This window comes from Desulforamulus reducens MI-1, assembly GCF_000016165.1.
GTDB lineage: Bacteria > Bacillota > Desulfotomaculia > Desulfotomaculales > Desulfotomaculaceae > Desulfotomaculum > Desulfotomaculum reducens.
The window spans coordinates 300,815-320,624 of the sequence record NC_009253.1 but is presented as its reverse complement, the minus strand read 5'-3'; the positions used below and the strand labels follow the sequence as shown (position 1 = coordinate 320,624).

The following is a 19,810-nucleotide window of genomic DNA, read 5'->3' as shown; positions in this document are numbered from 1 at the left end:
CGTGCCATGTTTCTGAGCCACGTATGACATGATTTTAAGCCAGTTCTGCCATCGAAAGAGCCACCTCTTGTATAATCAACACTGTACATAAAAGTACAATTCTGATTACAGGAGGTTTTTTTATGATCAAGTACCGGGAAATCCTGAGGCTTCATGCCCAGGGTCTTAGTATGAGAGGCATTGCCGCAAGTTGCTCCAACTCAAGGAACACTGTGAGCGAAGTTCTCAAACGAGCTGAAAGTCAGGGTATTTCTTGGCCATTTGAGAAGGATATGTCAGATGGTCAGCTCCAGGATGTTTTGTTTCCTGAAAAGAATGTTTCTCTTACCTTCAGGAGAAGGCCTGACTGCGAGTATATCCACAAGGAAATGGCTAAAAGTGGGGTAACACTTTCGCTTTTGTGGGATGAATATTGCCAGAACTGCAGGCAGAATCATAAGATACCTTATAGTTATCGACAATTTTGCCGGTTTTATCATGATTATGCCAATACTACAAAAGCCACTATGAGAATAAAAAGAAAGCCCGGTGAATTAATGGAAGTAGACTGGGCAGGCCAGACTATGTCCATTAAAGATAACATCACAGGAGAAGATATCACCGCTTACGTATTTGTTGCAGCGTTACCCTGCAGTCAATATGCTTATGTAGAAGCTTTTCTCTCGATGGAAACCGAGAGTTGGATCACGGCTCACATTCATGCCTTCAAGTTCTTCGGTGGTGTGACCAGAATGATTGTACCGGACAACTTAAAAACTGGTGTGGAAAAGTCCTCCCAGACTGATCCCATTATTAACCGCACGTATCAGGAAATGGCTGAACATTACAACACCTCTATTATGCCAGCCAGAGTACGTCACCCTAAAGATAAACCTAGTGCAGAAGGTACTGTAGGTATCATCTCCACTTGGATTATTGCCTCTCTCCGCAATCAGCAGTTTTTCTCAATTAAAGAACTCAATGAAGCCATCCACAAAAAATTAACGGAATACAACACCAAATCTTTTCAAAAAAAGCCAGGAAACAGGCTTTCCGCTTTCACGGAAGAGGAGAAATTTGCGCTAATTCCACTGCCTGCTTCCCCATACGAGCTAGCTACTTGGAAAAAAGCCACCGTACAATATGATTATCATATATCTGTGGATAAAATATATTACTCAGTTCCTTATGAATATATCAAACAACTAGTTGATGTCCGGATTACGAAGAATGTGGTGGAAATTTTCTTCAAACATTTCCGTATTGCCTCCCATAAAAGGCTTTCTGGGAAAGTAGGACAAGCATCCACAATTCCAGAACACATGCCTGATAATCATAAAAAATACATTGAGTTCAACCAAGATTCAATTCTTGAATGGGCAAGTAAAGTTGGATCACACACATTAACCACTGTTAAAAGCATTTTAGCCTCTTACAAGACAGAAAAGCAAGGACTTAAATCTTGCTTAGCACTAATGAAGCTAGCTGATAAACATTCGGTTGAACGCATCGAAGCCGCATGTAAAAGGGCTCTAGACTATACCCCCAGACCCACCCTAAAGAGTATTCAAACCATCCTAAAGACGGGCCAAGATAAATTATCTGAGGTGAATCCAACTGTGGATAACACAACTAAAAAGACAGCCAGCTCTTACGGATTCACTAGGGGAGCCGCTTACTATGGAGGTAAAAACAATGACTAACGAAAATACAATATCAAAATTAAATGATATGCGTTTAACTGCAATGGCCGAAACCTACAGGAAACAGTTGCATGATACCGATTACCGGGAACTATCCTTTGAAGATCGCTTCAGCCTTCTTGTGGATGTGGAATGGTCACGGAGAAAGAATAATAAGCTGAACCTCCTGATTAAAGGATCACAATTCCGGTACAACCAAGCATGTATTGAGGATATAGAATATCATCCAGATAGAAAGCTTGATAAAGCTCAAATTCTCCGGTTGGCTTCAGGTCAGTATATTCAAGATCACCACAATATCATTATTATGGGCGCTTCAGGTAACGGCAAAACCTATCTAGCTTGCGCCTTTGGAGTTGCTGCATGCCGGCAATTCTACAAAGTTAGGTATGTACGGCTACCTGATCTACTTGATGAATTAACAATCGCCAGAGGTGAGGGCATATTCCAAAAGGTTATCAAGCAATACAAGAAAGTTAATCTCCTTATACTAGATGAATGGCTTCTAACACCTTTAAAGGGGAGCGAGGCACGGGACCTTCTGGAAATAGTGGAGTCAAGACATCAGACAGGTTCAACCATTTTTTGTTCCCAGTTTGATCCTAGAGGGTGGCATGAAAAAATAGGTGAGGTAACCTTGGCAGATTCCATTTTAGACCGTATTGTCCATGATTCCTATACTATTCTGATTGATGGGGAGATATCTATGAGAGAACGACATGGTTTAGAAAAATAACCATCTGGGGTCACTACTAAAGGTGGTGGCCCTATTAATGTCATCGGTGGTTCAATTTGATGTCATAAGTGGCTCAAAAATATGGCATAGTTGGCTCTTTCCTATGGCAATATTCAACCGATCTTTTTGGCGAAGATCCTTTTGTAGTTGAGCAGCTTGTTGGGCAATACCGCCATTGGCCTGCATACAGGCATCTCGCCAGGCTTCCACCTGTTCAACAAAGAGACCTTTTGAACGGCAATATTCAGCCATTTCAATCTCGCTTAAAGATGCTGTTTCAACAACTATCAGAAATTTATCCTGTGTACTCCATCTTTCCGCTTCAGGCTCACCGCTTGGAACAGCTATGCCGTTAGCTCTGGCCTTCTTCTTCCAAGCGTGTAGCGTACCTTCGGAAAGGCCGGTTTCTTTAGAAATGGCTTTAACGGATTCATTATTGGGGGGCATCATTCTTTTTATAATAGAGTATTTAAATTCATCACTGTATCTTGTCATAATTTCCTCCCTAGTAAGCTGCTTTACTAACTATAGTTCATTTAGAGGTCTATGACAACTATCCTAACACAGGGGGACATCGGACCACTCTAACAAATAGAAATACTGTAATTCAAGCTGAGACATGAAGTGATGCAGTCGATTACTGTTCCATCCGGGTGACTTCGTAGACCACCCTTTGGAAGGAAAGTCTTGTACCTTTATCCAAGGTTTATAATCTTTACCCTCACCTTGTCCACGCCCTTCTTTGTTTATGGTAATTTAAAAGCACACCACAAAGGTCATTGAAAATTCCCCCACCTTAGCCGATAATCCTCATAGAGCAAAATTACAGCTATGTGAGGAGCCGGGAGAGATGATCAAGTTGATTCAAAAACAAAATATACTCATCATGTATTACCGGGAGGGAAAGTCCCAGCGGGAAATTGCCAGATTGTTGGGTGTGGATCGAAAAACCGTCCGCAGATACATCAATAAATACGAAGAAAAGCGAAAGGAGTTGGAACAATCCTCTGGCCTAGTAGATCCCAGGGAACTAATTCAGGAAATTGTAGAAAACCCCAAGTATTCCGTAGGAAACAGACCCAAGCGGAAAGTTACTGAAGATATTCAAAGCCTAATAAAAAAACATTTGGATGAAAATGAACAGAAACGGAGGAATGGCCAACATAAACAAGTTAAAAAAATAATTGATATTTATGAATCCCTAGTGGAAGATAATATAGACATCAGCTATAGCAGCGTTAAACGAATTGTACGATCGCTGGAACAGAAAGCCAAAGAAGCCTTTATTAAAGAGTCTTACATACCGGGTGATGTCTGCGAGTTCGACTGGGGAGAAGTAAAACTGACAATTGGCGGAAAGCTCCAGATACTTCAAATGGCTGCATTTACATCTGCCTATGGTAATTACCGATATGCATATTTGTTTACTAAACAGAAAACTGAATGTTTTCAGGAGGCACATGCCCGGTTCTTTCAAGAAGTAGGTGGGGTATACCAGACCCTAGTGTATGACAACATGAAGGTGGCTGTTAAACGATTTGTTGGCACAGAAAAAGAGCCCACTGAAGGATTGTTACAATTATCCATCTACTATGGCTTTCGTTACCGGTTTTGCAATGTCCGTAGGGGTAATGAAAAAGGTCATGTTGAACGTAGCGTAGATGTGATCCGCCGTAAAGCCTTTGCCTTTAGGGATACATTTGAAAGCTTGGATGAGGCCAATAGGTACCTGCTGAAGATATGTAATAAACTAAATGCTAAGCCCCAAGATACCCGTGATGGACAGTCAGCACTGGCTTGTTTAGAGCAGGAACGTGCCAACCTGTTAACCTTACCCCCAATGTTTGATTCAGCCCGTGTAGTAAATGCTCGTGTGGACAAGTATGCCACCATTGTGGTAGACCAAAACCATTACTCAGTTCCTGATCATTTAGTTGGTGAACTTGTCATGGTTAAAATCTACTCCAGCCGAATCTGCTGCTTCTACAAAGATGCAAAAATTGCTGAACATGCCAGGCTTACCGGCTGCCATGAGTGGCGATTGGAACTTAGTCACTACCTGGAGACATTAAAGAAAAAACCTGGTGCATTAGCCGGTAGTATGGCTTTGCAGCAGGCAGACCAAAAAATTAAACAAATCTTTGAAACCTATTATACCAAGAAAGAGAAAGAATTTATAGAGCTAATGCAATATATAAAGGACGGGACATCACTTTCGGATGTAGAGAAAAGTATAACTGAACTGTGTAAGATCCACCCAAGCCATGTAACTACGGATAAAATTAAAGCATTGTGCGCTAAACGCCGGGAAAATATCTCGGAGATTGCAATCATTTCACAGGTCGCACAGGATATAACTGACCAAGCTATACAACATTTAAAAATGTACGATAAATTGTTTAATACCCAAAACTTAGCACCCAAGGAGGCCATTGCGTGAGTGCTGCGACCCGTAAAGAGTGGAAAGAAGCCATAATAGAATACAGCAAAGAATTAAAACTACCTGCTATTCGCAAATACCTTGAGGAATATGTTCAAGAAGCCTGTCAGCGTGATGCCTGTTATGAAGAATTTCTGGCACAACTGCTGCAAAAGGAGTGTGATGCAAGGCGGGAGGCCTCACGGTACAACCGTATTCGCCTGGCCCAATTTACCCATAAGAAATATTTGGAGGATTTATCAATTAAGGATCTACCGGAGGACGCACAGAAGAAACTGAAGATACTTAAGACGTTGGATTTCCTTAGGGAAGGTCGGAACGTAATTTTAGCGGGTAGTCCTGGCACCGGTAAAACTCATGTTGCCATAGGACTAGGTATTAAAGCTTGCATGGAAGGCTACAAAGTATGGTTTACAACAGTTCCCCTATTAATTAGCCGGATCAAGGAATGCAGAGCGGAACAGACATTACGCGCCTTCCAAAACAGATTCGAGAAATATGACCTGGTTATCGCGGACGAGATGGGCTACATCTCCTTCGACAAAGAAGGTTCTGAGCTGTTGTTTACCCACCTGTCACTTCGGGCCGGGAGAAAATCAACTATTATCACTACAAACCTTTCTTTCGAGCGATGGGGGGAAATATTCCAGGATCCGGTTATGACTGCAGCTATGATTGACCGTTTAACACATCAATCATACATAATTAATATGAATGGTAATTCCTATCGAATGAAAGAAACAAAGGAGTGGTTGCAGAAGCAGCAATTGGCCTAATTTATTAGGCAGAACCCCTCGTGTATACTGTATTCAAATTGACACGATCATGCTTTGCATTGTCACGATTAATGAGATAACGTTAAAACTGTGGATAATTCAATGAAAGCATAACTCTTGTTGTTAAGTGGGGGAATTTTTAATAGCCACATGGGGGAATTTTGAGTTGACAAATACACTTCTTTTAGATACCTTTGGTATCTTTGCTCATCCCAGGTATATTTTGCCATAAAAAATGCCACCTTTTGGTTATTTACAATATAATAACCTAAAAGGTGGCATTTTTAACGATATTTTGTCTTTTATTGTACAAGTTTTTTATCTGATTTCTTATTTTACTTTGTCTTACCTATTTAGAGTCCTTACTAATTATTTTTGTTGTTAATTTCATTTACTATAGACTTTAGCTCAATTATGGGAATTGTTTTATCTGGACCATATTTTAAGAACCACTTATCCTCAGTCTTCACTAGTTTAAGCGTAATATGATCAGGCGTCTGGCGTTTACTGTTAAGCTCTAAATCTACCATCCAGCACACAACAATATCAAATGTATTATACGAGTGTCCATGGTAAAAAAGATTCGACAATTTATATTCAAGTTCGACCAAGATAGGCTTATTGTCTTTATCTAAACAAATAAGGTCCGTAGTAGATTTATCTGAATAATGCCCTATCCTTATGTTATCAAAATGTAAATCCCCATATTTTGATAGCAGAGAAGTAAAAAGAATAGCTACCTGTGCCTCATTATTAGGAACCTTTACCACTGGAAGATTATCGATTTGAAGGTTCTCTAGGCTATTATAATGTTCAATACGATTTTTTAATTCATCAGCTCGTTTTTTCTGCTTATAAACCTCGTCCTCTTCTCTTCTCATATTAAAATATGCTGCTTCTGCTATTGGTTTTACATCTTTTGATAGAATCTTATCGACTTCTTCAAAAACCCATTTAACGATAGGGTCATCTTCATTCGAGATGTTATTCCTATCAGCAGTTAAATCAAAGTTCTGTGAATTAAGTAACAGATGATAATGTTGATAATTTGAGTCGTTAATTAAGTCTTTACGGTTGATAATTGGAATAAAATCTTTGCATAGATATAAACCAAACCTTGACTTATGAGTTTCTCCAACATAAAAATGGCTAATTTCTCTCCTCTTGTTGATTCCAGAAACGGTACCATACAATTGAAAAGAAGCAAATTTGCCTGCTATAGTAGTTTCCCTGTGAAAAGGGCCAAAGTGTTTACAATAATTGCATGACTTAGGGTTTTTTTCCTCATCAAGTACTACTTCAGGATTTTCATTAGGATCAGAAAAGCGATGTTCACCTATAAATTCTTCTTTTTTGTGGTTTATTTCATCGTCTAAGAATATTATCGGAGATATGTTTATGTTTTTTACATATTTACGGAGGCTAAGTTGATTAGAAAATTTAGTCTTAAATGAGCCGGCAGCAGTATACCATAGTATATAATCCATTAAAGTATCAAAGTTAAAATAATTCTCTGGTTTGTCAATTTTATAGTCTTCAATAGTAATAAAAGTTCCATTCTCTCCTGGTTTTATAGCAATTTGTTCAAAATCATATTCCGGCAATACATTGGAACTAAGCTTTTCCCAAGGTTCTTGGAGGATAGCCCTATATCTCTTATCACTAACCTGTGACTCTACTAAAAGTTTTTTACTTCTGAAATATGTTTTAGTTCCTAGACCCTTCTGTCCAATATTATTATCTTTTTTAAGAGAATCTCCTAAGTTAAAAAAGCGTTCAAAGTCTTCTTCACTCATTCCCTTGCCATCGTCACTTATTTGGATACACAGAGCATTATCAGAGTTGCGGTAAATCTTAATTCTTATTTCGTTAGCTTGAGCATCATGAGAGTTACTAATAGCCTCTCTAATAACCTCCAATGGGTTTACTAAATTTTTAGCTATTTCCCTATACAACGAAACTTCATTAACATTTAATTTTTTTATCAAACAAAACACCTCATTTAACCCTAGTGTTTCCATTTTTTAGTTAATCAATCCCTTAAAAAACATCCTAATTTTTGATGATATTTGAGATCACCATAACACCCACATCTTGCTATAAAAGCTGTAAAATGTTGGAGTTATTTTTTTGCAATTATTGCCTTTAAGTTATCTATCTCAGTTTTCTTATTAATATATGTTACAGCTAAAAACGCCAGTAATAAAAGTTCGTAGGTTGTATCATACCATTTCTCTAATTCTTCAGGTTTGGCGGATACAACGAATTTATTTTTATTAGTACCTTCTTTATTATTGTGCCTAATATTAATACTGTTAAGAAGAAATCCTATATTACTTTCTAAATCACCAAATCCATGTCCCTTTAATGTTTTTCGCAGGGGCTCAAATTTGTCTCCCAAAACCAGTAGTATCTCTCTTTTTCCAGCAATATCCCCATGTAGGATTGTTCTATTATATTCAATAACCTTATCTCCAATATCTTTAAAGTTCTCTGCTACTGCGTCGGCATTTTCATTTCTTGCTACTATAATGATTTTATCAAAATCTAATTCTACAATTTTATAGTTAATCTTTTCTAAGACCTCTGTTAAATTTTCTCTAAGGATATCTAAACAGTCTCTGTTTAAATAAAAAAATACACTATAATTAAATCTATTTTTTATAAGTAACAACATATTTGCTACAAATTCAAAATAAGCTAGTAAGTCCTCTTGAGTAGGTGCGGTTGCTAGGTCTCTTTCTGTAATCTTTAAATCTTGTCGAACTTCATCAATGCATAAATAAGTGCTTCTGTATTTCCAATTTTTAAAAAGAAAAGCATCAATATATTGTTCTATAGTACATCTGTGTTGCCGACCTATAAGGTCTCGGCTGCCAATCACTAGATCTTTAGAAAATAAAAATTCTATTCTTGTAATTTCTTCTAAGTAGCTAATTGGTTTTGAATCAATTTTTTCAAATAAATTCTTTCTCACAATCGTATATCTCCATTTTAAATTTGAATATTTGGTTTTTATAATTAGTTTGATATATGTTTGTACTTTCAGCGTTATCATGAAATTTAACCCATTTTAATTTACCTAACATTCTATCCAACTTTTGTATATCCTTTAAATTTATCTAATAAAAATACAATTAAAAAATTTATTGTTATTTGTTCAATTCATTCTCAACTTTTAATCAAACCGACATCCTTCAATAAACAAAAACTCAAAAATATTTTTATAAAAATAAAACACACTATCTTGATCAAAGATAGTGTGCCATTTAAATCAAATACAAACGAATATCTTTTTTATTTAATATATTACTTTGTTATCTGTTGTATATCTTTTTTATCTTCAAATCGGAAAGTAACTTTCCGAGCCAAGTTAAAGCTCCAAAATAACCAATTTTTGGTTATACCGCTTGAGCTGCTATGTTGCCTGAATGCCTAATCACTCGGAAAGCGTTATCACTGCTGTATACTCCAATAAAAAGCTAGATTTTAGGGTGCAGTTAATAAGACCCATCTTTTTTGGATCAGTGATATCATATTTGATTAATTCGATTAGTCTCGAGTTTGTTTAACCTGAACTTACGGCAACCCATGCCTGTATGCAAAGGAATTCTTGTAATTTTTCCTTAGCATTCTTCAATGCCTTTTGCAGCCAGGGATTAGGGGCTAACTTTATATGGCGGTAACGGTTGTTGCCTACAATGTTCCCAGGTACATTCAGTATTTTACGGCGGATAGTGGGCACTTCAGCACGGCTGTCTTTGCCATCCAATAAGGCCAAGCGAAACCAGTTGAGAAGGTTATACGATAATACTTTGAGCCACATAAAGGCTTTGTTTCGATCCATCTCTGCTTGGCTCATTTTTTCAAAGCCTAAGCCAACCTTGAGTTCATCAATTTTGTTTTCGATATTGCAACGCTTATTGTATTCGTGCCATACCTCCTCTGGGTTGTGCTCGTCACTAGAAGTAATTATCACCTGGTAGTCGAATGTCTTCAGGTCAAAGTTAAGTTGATCGCCGCATGCCTTAGGTTCTTGAGTTTCACGGATAAATACAAACCTGCGGGCTTTGGACCATTTAGGTAATGGAATGGTGATTTCTGCTGCAGCATAATGGTTGCTCAAAGACTGCCACTGGTTCTGGTCATCAAGGTATTTAATGACCTTTCTCATATTACTGGTGAGTTTAGCCTTACAAATATACTCGATGCCCTGTTCTTCCAGGTAGGCAAAGTTATCCTCATCAAAGAAACCTTTATCTATGCGGATACCTTTTACGAGGATATTCTGGGCAGCTAAGATCTCTAATGTCTCTTTAAGGAATTCCATAAATTGGCCATTGCTGGCGACGTTCCCACTATATAACCCGGCATTGACTAGTTCGCAAGTTCCAGAGATAAATGCTACCTTTACCTTGTAGGAAGGCCTCCCGTGGTACCGAGGATTGTAACCGACTTTTGATCCTTCCTGTTTCCCAAAAACAGTGAGGACACTGTCATTAATATCTAGCCAGACTTCACGGGGCTGATCGGATTTGGCCTTTAAGGACAGCATTTCCTGATTCACCAGAGGCAATTGGTTTAATGCCTCCTGCTCACAGATAAGAGATAGAAAGTTCCGCAAAGTGCTTTCGTCAGGCACTTGTGTTACTTCTTTAATTTTCTGGTATCCAGGGTCAGTTTGCAGAGCATTCATATGAGAAAACCGTAATAATCCCAAGGAAAGGGCATCAATGATTGTATCTAACAACCCTGTATCAGAGTATTTACAGTTATGATGTCGCTTAAGGGAAACCCCTTTAAGCATACCCTTGAAATCAATGGCTTGCTTAAACGCCTCTAGTATGCCAAAATTTCCATAAGCAGTTACAGAAGTATTGTCAAAGCTAATCGGAAGATCACTTTTGCTAGTCAGGCGTTGAAGAGAATGTAATTTCTTCTGATATTTACGTTCCAAATCACGTCGTTGTTGACGGGTCAAAGTTTCAAGTTGATTTGTGGTAATAAATTGTGATACCATCATTTCAGAGGGTCACCATCCTTTTGGAATGTTTTGTTTGGACGCTAAACAATTCCGTAGAAGGGGCGGTGTACCCTCTTTTTCTGTCAAATTTTTTACAACAAAAAATGGTTATTAGACCTTGATGTTATTGGGTTTTTAAACTTTACTTTCCGTATCTAAGTTTATATATTGTATAACATTTTTATATTTTTACAAAAGGGGGACGGGCCACTCTAACACCTACTCCACAGTTACACTCTTCGCCAAATTTCTTGGCTTATCAACGTCACAACCGCGGTATACAGCCATGTAGTAGGCCAACAGTTGCAGTGGAATTACGGTGATAATGGGTGCCAGTACCGGGTGGGTCTTGGGAATGTACAGTACTTGGTCAGCTACCTTTTCCACTTCGGTATGTCCTTCCATGGCCAGGGCAATTACAGAGGCATCTCTGGCCTTCACTTCTTTGATGTTACTAACCATTTTTTCAAAGAGGCTTTGCTGGGTGGCCAGAGCAATCACTGGGATATTCTCCACAATCAGGGCCAGGGTGCCGTGTTTCAGTTCACCGGCAGCGTAGGCTTCGGCATGGATGTAGGAGATTTCCTTCAGTTTTAGGGACCCTTCCAAAGCTACGGCGTAGTCCAGGCCACGGCCAATGAAGAAGGTATCCTCTGCCTTGTGGTATTTTTCGGCAAATTCCTTAATGGGTTCAATATCATCCAGTACTTCTTGGGCCTTGGCGTAAATACTTTTTAGGTCATCCAGAATTTCTTTAATATTGCCGGCTGCCAGAGTATTACGCTCCTGGGCCAGGTATAGGGCCAAGAGGTACATGGCTACCAACTGGGTGGTATAGGCCTTGGTGGAGGCCACGGAAATTTCAGGGCCGGCCCAAGTGTAGATAATATCGTCTGCTTCCCGGGCAACGGAGCTGGCAATGACGTTGGTAATGGCCACCACTCTGGCCCCCCGGCGGCGGGCTTCCCGGAGGGCTGCCAGGGTATCGGCAGTTTCCCCGGATTGACTTACTACCACAACCAAGGTGTCTTTATCCACTAGGGGATCACGGTAGCGGAATTCCGAAGCAATATCCACTTCAACTGGAACCCGTACCAGTTGTTCGATTACGTATTTGCCCACCAGCCCTGCATGGTAGGCCGTACCGCAGGCGGTGATAATAACTCGTTTGATATTTTGAACTTCCTCCGGGGTCATCTTGATTTCATCCAGGATTACTTTATCTCCAGCATGGGAGATACGGCCCTTCAGAGTATCCCGCAGGGCTCTGGGCTGCTCGTTAATTTCTTTCAGCATGAAATGCTCATAGCCGCCCTTTTCGGCCTCTTCGGCATCCCAGGTCACTTCGAAGATATCCTTTTGCACAACTTTACCCGTAACATCCTGAATAATTACTTCTTCTGCCCGTAAATCAACCACGTCACCGTCATTGAGCAGATAGCACTTCCGGGTGTGCTTTAGCAGGGCCGGGATGTCGGAAGCCAGCAGGTTTTCACCTTCACCCAGACCAACAACCAGAGGCATATCCTGGCGCACTGCCACAATACGTCCGGGTTGATCCACAGAGATAGCCATGATGGCATAGGAACCTTCCAAATGGGACACAGTTTTTTGTACAGCTTCAATGAGATCCCCTTTATAGAAATGTTCGATCAGATGGGGGATTACTTCGGTATCGGTTTCGGATTTAAAGGTATGGCCCTGGGAAGATAGCCATTCCCGTAATTGCAGGTAGTTTTCTATAATCCCATTGTGAACCACCGCAATTTTACCGTCATTGGAGGTATGGGGGTGTGCATTTACATCGCTGGGGCGACCGTGGGTGGCCCAGCGAGTATGGCCAATGCCAATGGTAGCTTCCACTTCTCTGCCTGCCAGGGCCTTTTCCAATTCAGCTAAACGGCCCATTTTTTTCTCGACCTTTAGGCCGTCCTTATCCAGAACAGCCACACCGGAAGAATCGTAACCTCTATATTCAAGTTTCTTTAAACCATCCACAATAATAGGTGTTGCAGGTTTGTTTCCTACATAGCCGACTACACCACACATAATGTCGACCTCCTTAAAATAGTCATGCCGCGACCATCCGGTCACGGCGTCATGCTTTTTGTGTGATTTTACCCCGATAATGGCAATAAAATACCAGGGCGTAAAACATTGACAAATGTCGCCTTTTAGTCACCCGCAGTTTTTGTACCGAAAGTTACCTTCCAGCTTTGTTCTGCTTTTACGGCCGCAACTGGGCCGGAGGGCATCCGCCGAAACATCGATACTCCCTCTCCTCGTCAACCCTTACTTTGTAAAAGGTTCTGGCGCTTCAGTTATTTAGTTGTCTTGTTTCTGCAACTAGCATCACCTCCTTTAATCATTAGGGTATATTTATATTATGTGGGCAACATTAAATGTTGCCCACAATTTCAGCCATTTTGTCTACAATACTCTGCAGTTCAGCCATATCCTTGCCTTCCACCATAATCCGTACCAAGGGTTCCGTGCCCGAGGGTCGGACTAGGATACGTCCTTGACCGGCCAAATCCCGCTCAAAACGACGGATGGCTTCTGAGATAATGGGACTGTTCATAACGTAGTTCTTATCTTTTACTTGCACATTTTTTAGAATCTGAGGGTATCTTTCCATTTGACCCGCCAGTTGGGCTAGGGACATACCAGTTTCTTTAACCACAGCCAATAGCTGCAATGCTGTAATTATACCATCTCCGGTGGTATTGTGTTGCAGAAAAATAATGTGGCCGGACTGTTCCCCACCAAAGCGGGCACCAGTTTCTAATAATTTTTCCAGCACATAGCGGTCCCCTACTTTGGTTTCCACCACTTCAATGCCGCTTCTTTCCAGGGCTTTATATAGACCCAGGTTACTCATAACGGTAACCACCGTGGTATTCTTACGGAGTTTACCCTTGGACTTTAGATGTTTGGCACACAGGACCATGATCTGGTCCCCATCCACCAGGTTACCTAGGTGATCCACAGCCAGCACTCTATCCGCATCTCCATCATGGGCCAGACCCAGATCCGCCCCTTGTTTAACAACCTCTTCCATCAGGGTTTCGGGATGGGTAGAACCACAATGGGCATTGATATTCACACCGTCGGGACGGTGGAAAATGGGAATCACCTCTGCTCCCAGTTCGGATAAAATTCTCGGTGCCACTGCGTAGGCAGCTCCATTGGCACAGTCCACCACAATCTTTAAACCCTTGAGATCAGTGGAAATAGTCGCTTTAGCAAAGTCAACATATTGATCCACAGCATCTTCCACATAGTACAGCCTGCCAAGCTCGCCGCCGGTGGGCCGGGGCAGTTCTGCTTGATCATCCAGGGCCAGCTTTTCAATTTGACTTTCCAGTTCATCGGGCAGCTTGTAGCCACTGGGTCCAAAGAACTTGATGCCGTTGTCTTGTACTGGATTATGGGATGCAGAGATAACTACCCCGGCACCCGCCCCTAATTTCCTTGTTAAATAGGCAATGCCGGGAGTAGGTAAAACACCAATTTTATATACATCAACGCCCACTGAACAAATCCCGGCCACCAGGGCTGCCTCCAGCATGTCGCCGGAGATCCTAGTATCCCGTCCTATGATAATTTTTTTAGAATGTCCTTGTCGGGTCAGTACATGGGCCCCGGCCCGCCCCAATCGAAAGGCAAGCTCAGCTGTAAGTTCTGTGTTGGCAACCCCACGTACCCCATCGGTACCGAATAGTTTAGCCATTATACACTCTTTTCCCCCTTATCATTTGAGGAAGTTTATATTTTCTATCATTAGCAAATCAAAGCTATTATACGTTCATTCATTTTTCATGTCAATTTATAAGAATAATATGAACTAGGCTAGTCCTTGGTCCTTTAATCATGGCCGGAAATAACTAACAGCGTCTTTACGCTACTCCGGTACTGTATCTGGCTGTTTGATCTCACCGGAGGTATCCGGTTTACCCTGGGGCAGTGTCTCCTTGGGTGGTGACGGCTCTGTTGTTGGTTGTTTCTGTTTTATTTGAATGGCCACTTCAACCTTCCCGGGCATGATATCTACCACCCCCGGTGGCAACAGTATCTTGGCTTCTCTTATATCATCCTTGTCTAGACCTTCCAGTTGAATAGTTTCGGTATGAATGCCTGCCAGATTGTTAAGAATTTCTTCCGGGGCATAGACCTTCACACTGGATGGTTCGACCGTTATCCGCACCAATTGGTAGTTATCCTCGGGGTTACCCGAATAACGTGGTAAGACCGGCACCATGCGATAGGGTACAGAACGGGTGATGGGCAGCAGTAGCTTCACTCTTTCAGGAGTTGACTCAAGGCCTGCGGGCAGTGCTACACTTTTCACCTGTTCTATATTCTGGGTAGCACCGCTGACATCAACGTTGAGTGCGATACTAGTTAGGTTTTTTAGCAGTCTGGCCGGACCACGTACCAGCACATCAGCAGGCTCAATAACCGGCTCTAAAGTTGTATAACCGTATTGGGGCTGTCCTTTTATTACAACCTTTACAGGTAATTGCCTTTGAATCACTCTATCTGCTGTAATTTCCACCCGGGCCGGGTTAACTTGCACCACCTGTAAACCACTGGGAGCAGTGACTTGGATAATACGGTTATTTACCCCCTCTTGAAGGTTATTTAAATCTACGGTGGCTTGAAAGTCTTGGGCCTTTACCCCGGATAGCTGAATGATGTTTCTACCCTGAACTCGAACAGTAACTTCCTGGGGTAAACTGCTACTGATAGTAAGCCCCTGAGCCACTTTTCCCCTGGTATCCAGAGCAACTCGGAATTCCTGTTCTTTGCCAGGGTTATGCACAATGTTTACATACAGCCAGAGAATAATGGCCAGCAATAAAGACAACAACAACATGGTATTGTTGCTCCATTTCAGGCGAATCATTCTTCGTTCCTCCTTAATACCCCGCTCAATGAGTTACTTATTTTGGGCTCCAAGGCATCCGTTAACTTCTGCTTAAGGGTAGGTTCATCCAGCATTCTGTCTAAAACTCCATCAGCGGCCAAGGAGATGTTTCCGGTCTCCTCCGATACAATCACCGCCAGGGCATCGGAGACCTCTGAAATACCAATGCCAGCCCGGTGGCGGGTACCTAACTCTTTACTAAGGTCAGGGTTTTCAGAGAGGGGCAGGAAGCAGGCAGCTGCTGCCACCCGGTCTCCCCGGATAACAACGGCCCCGTCATGGAGAGGTGTATTGGGTATAAAAATATTAACAAGAAATTCGCCTGATACCATGCCATCAACCTTGACCCCTGTGTCAATGTATTCTTCCAGTCCCGTAACTCTTTCAATGATAATAAGCGCACCCATTTTATTTTTGGCTAACACTGTAATGGACCGCACCACTTCATTAATCATACGGCTTCTGTCTGCTTCCCTCAAGGTGCTCATGGATCTGGCAAAAAACTTTCCTCGTCCCAAGCTTTCCAGGGCCCGCCTGAGCTCTGGTTGAAACACAATGGGCAAGGCCACCACCAGTCCTGTCATAACTTGTTGAAGCAGCCAATTCAGGGTGTATAAATGAAACCAGCTTGTGACGGTGGTTCCCACCAGTAGAATCACCAAACCTTTAATCAGTTGCACGGCCCGGGTGCCTTGAATAACTCGCATAAAGCGATAAAACACATAGGTCACCAAAAGAATATCCACGATGCTGGTTAGATTTATAATTTCAAGGTTTAGCGCCTTTAGTTGTGGTAGCAACCGGCACTCCCCCTATATCTGTATATTTTTTAGTATTTCTAAATTCAGCGGACTAATCCACCATATAATTTATACTTGATCATTTTCGCTACTAATTTACATTAACCTTCTGGTAACACTAATGAATTATTTCACTTGCATAGGACCCTTTCTTGGTCCTGGGCCATTCTGTAAAGGTACTGCTGCCTGTAAAAATTGATACAACCTTTCCCAAACCTGTGGGTTCAGCTTGCTCACCACCCTGTAGATTCTTCATTTCTATCTAATTTCTATAAATAAACACTAGTGTTGCATAAAAAAATTTTTGTTTTGTCAAGTATTTTGGGATATTTTGTCTACGAATAAATAAAAAATCTCCTTATAATTGAGATATAACAGGTAGTCCTGTCCATAATCCCAAAAATAAGGAGACCACGCATGGACAAGAATACCAATAAATCCACATATAATCAACTATTTCAAACAATTTATAACGAAAAATTTTTAAGCAATGTCAAAGAATCAGAAGTCGATGCTTACGCTAAAAAATTAACCGTTATCAAACTAATTCAAATGATTTCCTATGCACAGTTAGAGCAACTTAAAGGTCTCCGCCATATTAGTAACAGCTTAAATGATGATAATTTCAGCTCGGCAGTAGGTTTAGATTCAATTAGTGCTTCACAGTTATCCCGTAAATTGAGAGATTTATCTCCTGAATTAACTCAGTCTCTGTTTTCTGATATAGTCCATCAGTTTGGTACTGAAATAGGTTTTAAATCAATAAGACAAGAATTAGGTCGCATTTATCTGATAGACTCTTCAACAATAAGCCTTTGTCTATCCCGATACCGCTGGGCAGAGTTCAGAAAAACCAAAAGTGGAGTTAAATTACACCTCCGTATCCAGCTGCTTGAGCAAGGGGTTCTACCAGACAAAGCCATAATTAAACCAGCTAAGTCTGCTGACAAAACACAAATGGATGCCTTGGTTGTAGAAAAAGATGCCCTAAACGTCTTTGATCGTGGCTACTTGGATTACAAGAGGTTTGACAATTATTCTAATAATGGTACCAGATTCGTTAGCCGTTTAAAGAGTAACGCAATAGTTGAAACACTAGAAAAATTTCCAACAAACCAAGATAGCTTAATCAAGAAAGACCATAAAGTAATCCTAGGCAAAGACGGTACAACCAAAATGCAGAACCCCTTGAGACTAATAGAAACAGAAGATACCGAGGGTAAGCCTGTAATTATCATTACCAACGACTTTGAGTTAAGTGCCGAGGAAATAAGCGACATATACCGCTACCGCTGGCAGATAGAATTATTCTTTAAGTGGATCAAACAACATTTCTGTGTAAAACATTTCTATGGTTTAAGCCAGCAGGCTGTGGAAAACCAATTGATGATAGCACTGATTACCTACTGTTTAATGATGTTGCTTAAAAAGAAAACAGGTTACGAAGGCCCATTACTAAAAATTCAAATGTTGCTTCATACATGCCTTTATGTAGACTTCACCAAGTTTGTACGAAAGCTCCACCACAAGTCAGGCCAAAGTTCAAGAGGACGACGGTGTATAGACCATGAAAAAGTCTACAACATTACGTTAGTACAGGTACTACAAGGTGAGGCAGAACACCTGGATGATCTAACTTACGACCCGATAATAGCTTAGGAATTACATGATCTGAAAAATGTGGATAAAGGACTACCTCTTAAGTGGTTGTTCCTTTAGCACAAAGAGAAATAAGGTAATTGGTGTATACAACCAATTTATTACAAAATAATACAATGCAATTTTCCATTTATTTACTTTTGATTTATACATTAGTTTTTATGCAACGCTAGTGATAAATAAAAGACAAATTCCTACAAATATTTTGCACTATTATATGGTAGTTTAAGTGTCCATTTCTAATTCCTTTTTAGAACTAAATCCATGGTTAACATTTTTTAATATACACATCCATTAGTACAAACGTTTTTTATAAATTGTTGTCTATCTATATAGGAATATTTTTACTGATGATATTAAAATTTCCACCTGGGAGGTATTAACCATGAAAAAAATTATTTTGTTTTGTTTATCTCTATTGCTCCTTGTGGACTTTTCCCAGGCAAAGGCCAATGGTAATTCAGATAAAATTGACTTCTTTAAGGGAAAAGTCGCCGGCAAAGTGTTGTTTGTACCCTTGGATGAAAGGCCTGTCAGTTTAGATTATGTGACCGAGACCATTGGTGGCACCGGGGTAGAGGTCATTACCCCGCCCAAGGAATTACTTCCCAATAAAAAAATACCCGCAAATACCGAAAAGCTTTGGCAGTGGGTATTTGAAAACAGTCCCCAGGTAGACTACCTGGTGCTTTCCAGCGATAACATGGTTTATGGAGGGCTTATTCCTTCCCGTATACACTCCCTTGATATACAGACCCTGACCAACCGGGTTGCAAACTTCTCCCGAATCAAGAAGATCAATCCTAAAGTAAAGGTTTATATTTTTACAACCATTATGCGTTCACCCAGGGAAGGTGGTAATACCGAAGAACCAGATTACTACACTACCTACGGCAGTAAGCTATTTCAGTATAGCGCTTTATTAGACCGGGCTGATATGGGGACATTGACCATTGAGGAAAATAAGAGAATTACTCAACTGCAGGAAAGCATTCCTCAAACTATCCGTAGTGATTGGTTCAACCGTAGGGCTAGGAACCTTAATGTTACCCGCCAATTAATCAACCTCAATCAAAAGAATGTTATTGACTACATGGTCCTTACCCGGGATGATTGTGCGGTATATAGTGCCAGTCACAAGGATTTCCGTAAACTGCAAGAGGTCTTTAAGGGTATGCCCCAAAGCCAATTTATTACCTTTCCCGGGGCCGATAATACTCTAATGGCCCTACTGGAAAAAGAAAAACTACTACCCCATCTAACCGCTTATTCGGGATGGAATACCTGTGGTAACAGTATTGGCTATGCATTGGGTCAAGGTATGCTGGCTGATTATATGGATATTCCGTTTCAAAAAAAGTTCCTTATTACTAGATACTTAGACGACTGGGGCTATCAAGCAAACATTCGTCAGGCCATTGAAAGAGAACTACTTTTCCCCTTGGGTTATGACCGAAACAATTTGGGTCCATTGGAAGGTAAGGTAAAGAAAGAAATTAATAAGCGTTTACAGACCTTTGCCGATAATCATGCTTTTAAGGTAAAAGTGCTGGAGGCATCGCTGCCTTGGCATCGTACATTTAATATTAAGGTTGAGTTGGAACCGGTTAAGTAAAAAAACTTGGCTTATGCCATACCCTATAGGGCACGAAGCCTTTAGGCGAGGCGTAAGCCTTAGTTTGCCCCTATGCATATCGGAAAGTTTTATACTTTCCGATATGCTAAAAAAGACCCGGCCAGTGCCGGATCTTTTACAGTGCTACT

General features: G+C 40.8%; 16 protein-coding genes. 6 read left to right on the top strand and 10 right to left on the bottom strand.

Features of this window, described 5'->3' with window-relative positions; translation table 11 throughout:
- Window positions 1–122 precede the first annotated feature (122 nt).
- Together istA (DRED_RS01620) and istB (DRED_RS01615) are read left to right on the top strand one after the other, a co-directional pair.
- Window positions 123–1,682, top strand: coding sequence for an IS21 family transposase (gene istA / locus DRED_RS01620; RefSeq protein ID WP_011876690.1), 1,560 nt, complete (start codon window positions 123–125; stop codon window positions 1,680–1,682).
- On the top strand, window positions 1,675–2,418 hold the full coding sequence (gene istB / locus DRED_RS01615) for an IS21-like element helper ATPase IstB (protein ID WP_041274374.1): 744 nt from the start codon (window positions 1,675–1,677) through the stop codon (window positions 2,416–2,418). Before istA (DRED_RS01620) ends, istB (DRED_RS01615) begins: the two co-directional genes overlap by 8 nt.
- A gap of 51 nt (window positions 2,419–2,469) precedes the next feature.
- Here the strand turns inward: istB (DRED_RS01615) and DRED_RS01610 are convergent, their stop codons facing one another.
- Complete coding sequence (locus DRED_RS01610) at window positions 2,470–2,913, bottom strand: transposase (RefSeq protein WP_011876688.1); 444 nt, start codon at window positions 2,911–2,913, stop codon at window positions 2,470–2,472.
- Between the two features lie 355 nt (window positions 2,914–3,268).
- Here DRED_RS01610 and istA (DRED_RS01605) point away from each other — a divergent pair, with 355 nt between their 5' ends.
- Window positions 3,269–4,858: an IS21 family transposase gene (gene istA, locus DRED_RS01605; protein ID WP_011876687.1), complete on the top strand. Its 1,590-nt coding sequence runs from the start codon at window positions 3,269–3,271 to the stop codon at window positions 4,856–4,858.
- Window positions 4,855–5,634 carry an IS21-like element helper ATPase IstB gene (gene istB, locus DRED_RS01600; RefSeq protein WP_011876686.1) on the top strand — a complete coding sequence of 260 codons (780 nt, stop codon included), beginning with the start codon at window positions 4,855–4,857 and terminating at the stop codon, window positions 5,632–5,634. The genes istA (DRED_RS01605) and istB (DRED_RS01600) overlap by 4 nt, the downstream gene beginning before the upstream one ends.
- A 68-nt stretch (window positions 5,635–5,702) precedes the next feature.
- Here the strand turns inward: istB (DRED_RS01600) and DRED_RS18470 are convergent, their stop codons facing one another.
- The 9 genes from DRED_RS18470 to DRED_RS18465 form a co-directional block, all read right to left on the bottom strand.
- Entirely contained in the window at window positions 5,703–5,864 is a 162-nt protein-coding gene (locus DRED_RS18470; RefSeq protein ID WP_156779552.1) for a hypothetical protein, read from the bottom strand.
- A gap of 135 nt (window positions 5,865–5,999) precedes the next feature.
- A complete protein-coding gene (locus DRED_RS01595) occupies window positions 6,000–7,631 on the bottom strand; it encodes an ATP-binding protein (protein WP_011876685.1) in 1,632 nt (543 codons plus the stop codon).
- A 125-nt stretch (window positions 7,632–7,756) separates the two neighbouring features.
- Window positions 7,757–8,611 (bottom strand): hypothetical protein, encoded by an 855-nt coding sequence (locus DRED_RS01590; RefSeq protein WP_041274372.1) that lies wholly within the window; start codon window positions 8,609–8,611, stop codon window positions 7,757–7,759.
- Between the two features lie 591 nt (window positions 8,612–9,202).
- A complete protein-coding gene (locus DRED_RS01585) occupies window positions 9,203–10,657 on the bottom strand; it encodes an IS1380-like element ISDre2 family transposase (protein WP_011876683.1) in 1,455 nt (484 codons plus the stop codon).
- A gap of 219 nt (window positions 10,658–10,876) precedes the next feature.
- Window positions 10,877–12,706: a glutamine--fructose-6-phosphate transaminase (isomerizing) gene (gene glmS / locus DRED_RS01580; RefSeq protein ID WP_011876682.1), complete on the bottom strand. Its 1,830-nt coding sequence runs from the start codon at window positions 12,704–12,706 to the stop codon at window positions 10,877–10,879.
- Between the two features lie 349 nt (window positions 12,707–13,055).
- Entirely contained in the window at window positions 13,056–14,390 is a 1,335-nt protein-coding gene (gene glmM, locus DRED_RS01575; protein ID WP_011876681.1) for a phosphoglucosamine mutase, read from the bottom strand.
- 171 nt (window positions 14,391–14,561) lie between these two features.
- The gene (locus tag DRED_RS01570; RefSeq protein ID WP_011876680.1) at window positions 14,562–15,566 is read right to left on the bottom strand and encodes a CdaR family protein; all 1,005 of its coding nucleotides are present in this window, start codon (window positions 15,564–15,566) and stop codon (window positions 14,562–14,564) included.
- A complete protein-coding gene (gene cdaA / locus DRED_RS01565; protein ID WP_011876679.1) occupies window positions 15,563–16,387 on the bottom strand; it encodes a diadenylate cyclase CdaA in 825 nt (274 codons plus the stop codon). The genes DRED_RS01570 and cdaA overlap by 4 nt, the downstream gene beginning before the upstream one ends.
- Window positions 16,388–16,505: 118 nt before the next feature.
- A complete protein-coding gene (locus DRED_RS18465) occupies window positions 16,506–16,643 on the bottom strand; it encodes a hypothetical protein (protein WP_156779551.1) in 138 nt (45 codons plus the stop codon).
- Window positions 16,644–16,804: 161 nt separating this feature from the next.
- Here DRED_RS18465 and DRED_RS01560 point away from each other — a divergent pair, with 161 nt between their 5' ends.
- Both DRED_RS01560 and DRED_RS01555 read left to right on the top strand, forming a co-directional pair.
- Window positions 16,805–18,046 carry an IS4-like element ISDre1 family transposase gene (locus DRED_RS01560; RefSeq protein ID WP_011876678.1) on the top strand — a complete coding sequence of 414 codons (1,242 nt, stop codon included), beginning with the start codon at window positions 16,805–16,807 and terminating at the stop codon, window positions 18,044–18,046.
- A gap of 385 nt (window positions 18,047–18,431) precedes the next feature.
- Window positions 18,432–19,661: a DUF4127 family protein gene (locus tag DRED_RS01555; RefSeq protein WP_011876677.1), complete on the top strand. Its 1,230-nt coding sequence runs from the start codon at window positions 18,432–18,434 to the stop codon at window positions 19,659–19,661.
- Window positions 19,662–19,810 lie beyond the last annotated feature (149 nt).

Excerpts from the sequence above, each read along its gene's own strand:
- istA (WP_011876690.1), top strand. The coding sequence starts at position 123 with ATGATCAAGTACCGGGAAATCCTGAGGCTTCATGCCCAGGGTCTTAGT.
- istB (WP_041274374.1), top strand. The coding sequence starts at position 1,675 with ATGACTAACGAAAATACAATATCAAAATTAAATGATATGCGTTTAACT.
- DRED_RS01610 (WP_011876688.1), bottom strand. The coding sequence starts at position 2,913 with ATGACAAGATACAGTGATGAATTTAAATACTCTATTATAAAAAGAATG.
- istA (WP_011876687.1), top strand. The coding sequence starts at position 3,269 with ATGATCAAGTTGATTCAAAAACAAAATATACTCATCATGTATTACCGG.
- DRED_RS18470 (WP_156779552.1), bottom strand. The coding sequence starts at position 5,864 with ATGGCAAAATATACCTGGGATGAGCAAAGATACCAAAGGTATCTAAAA.
- DRED_RS01585 (WP_011876683.1), bottom strand. The coding sequence starts at position 10,657 with ATGATGGTATCACAATTTATTACCACAAATCAACTTGAAACTTTGACC.
- glmS (WP_011876682.1), bottom strand. The coding sequence starts at position 12,706 with ATGTGTGGTGTAGTCGGCTATGTAGGAAACAAACCTGCAACACCTATT.
- glmM (WP_011876681.1), bottom strand. The coding sequence starts at position 14,390 with ATGGCTAAACTATTCGGTACCGATGGGGTACGTGGGGTTGCCAACACA.
- DRED_RS01570 (WP_011876680.1), bottom strand. The coding sequence starts at position 15,566 with ATGATTCGCCTGAAATGGAGCAACAATACCATGTTGTTGTTGTCTTTA.
- DRED_RS18465 (WP_156779551.1), bottom strand. The coding sequence starts at position 16,643 with ATGAAGAATCTACAGGGTGGTGAGCAAGCTGAACCCACAGGTTTGGGA.
- DRED_RS01560 (WP_011876678.1), top strand. The coding sequence starts at position 16,805 with ATGGACAAGAATACCAATAAATCCACATATAATCAACTATTTCAAACA.
- DRED_RS01555 (WP_011876677.1), top strand. The coding sequence starts at position 18,432 with ATGAAAAAAATTATTTTGTTTTGTTTATCTCTATTGCTCCTTGTGGAC.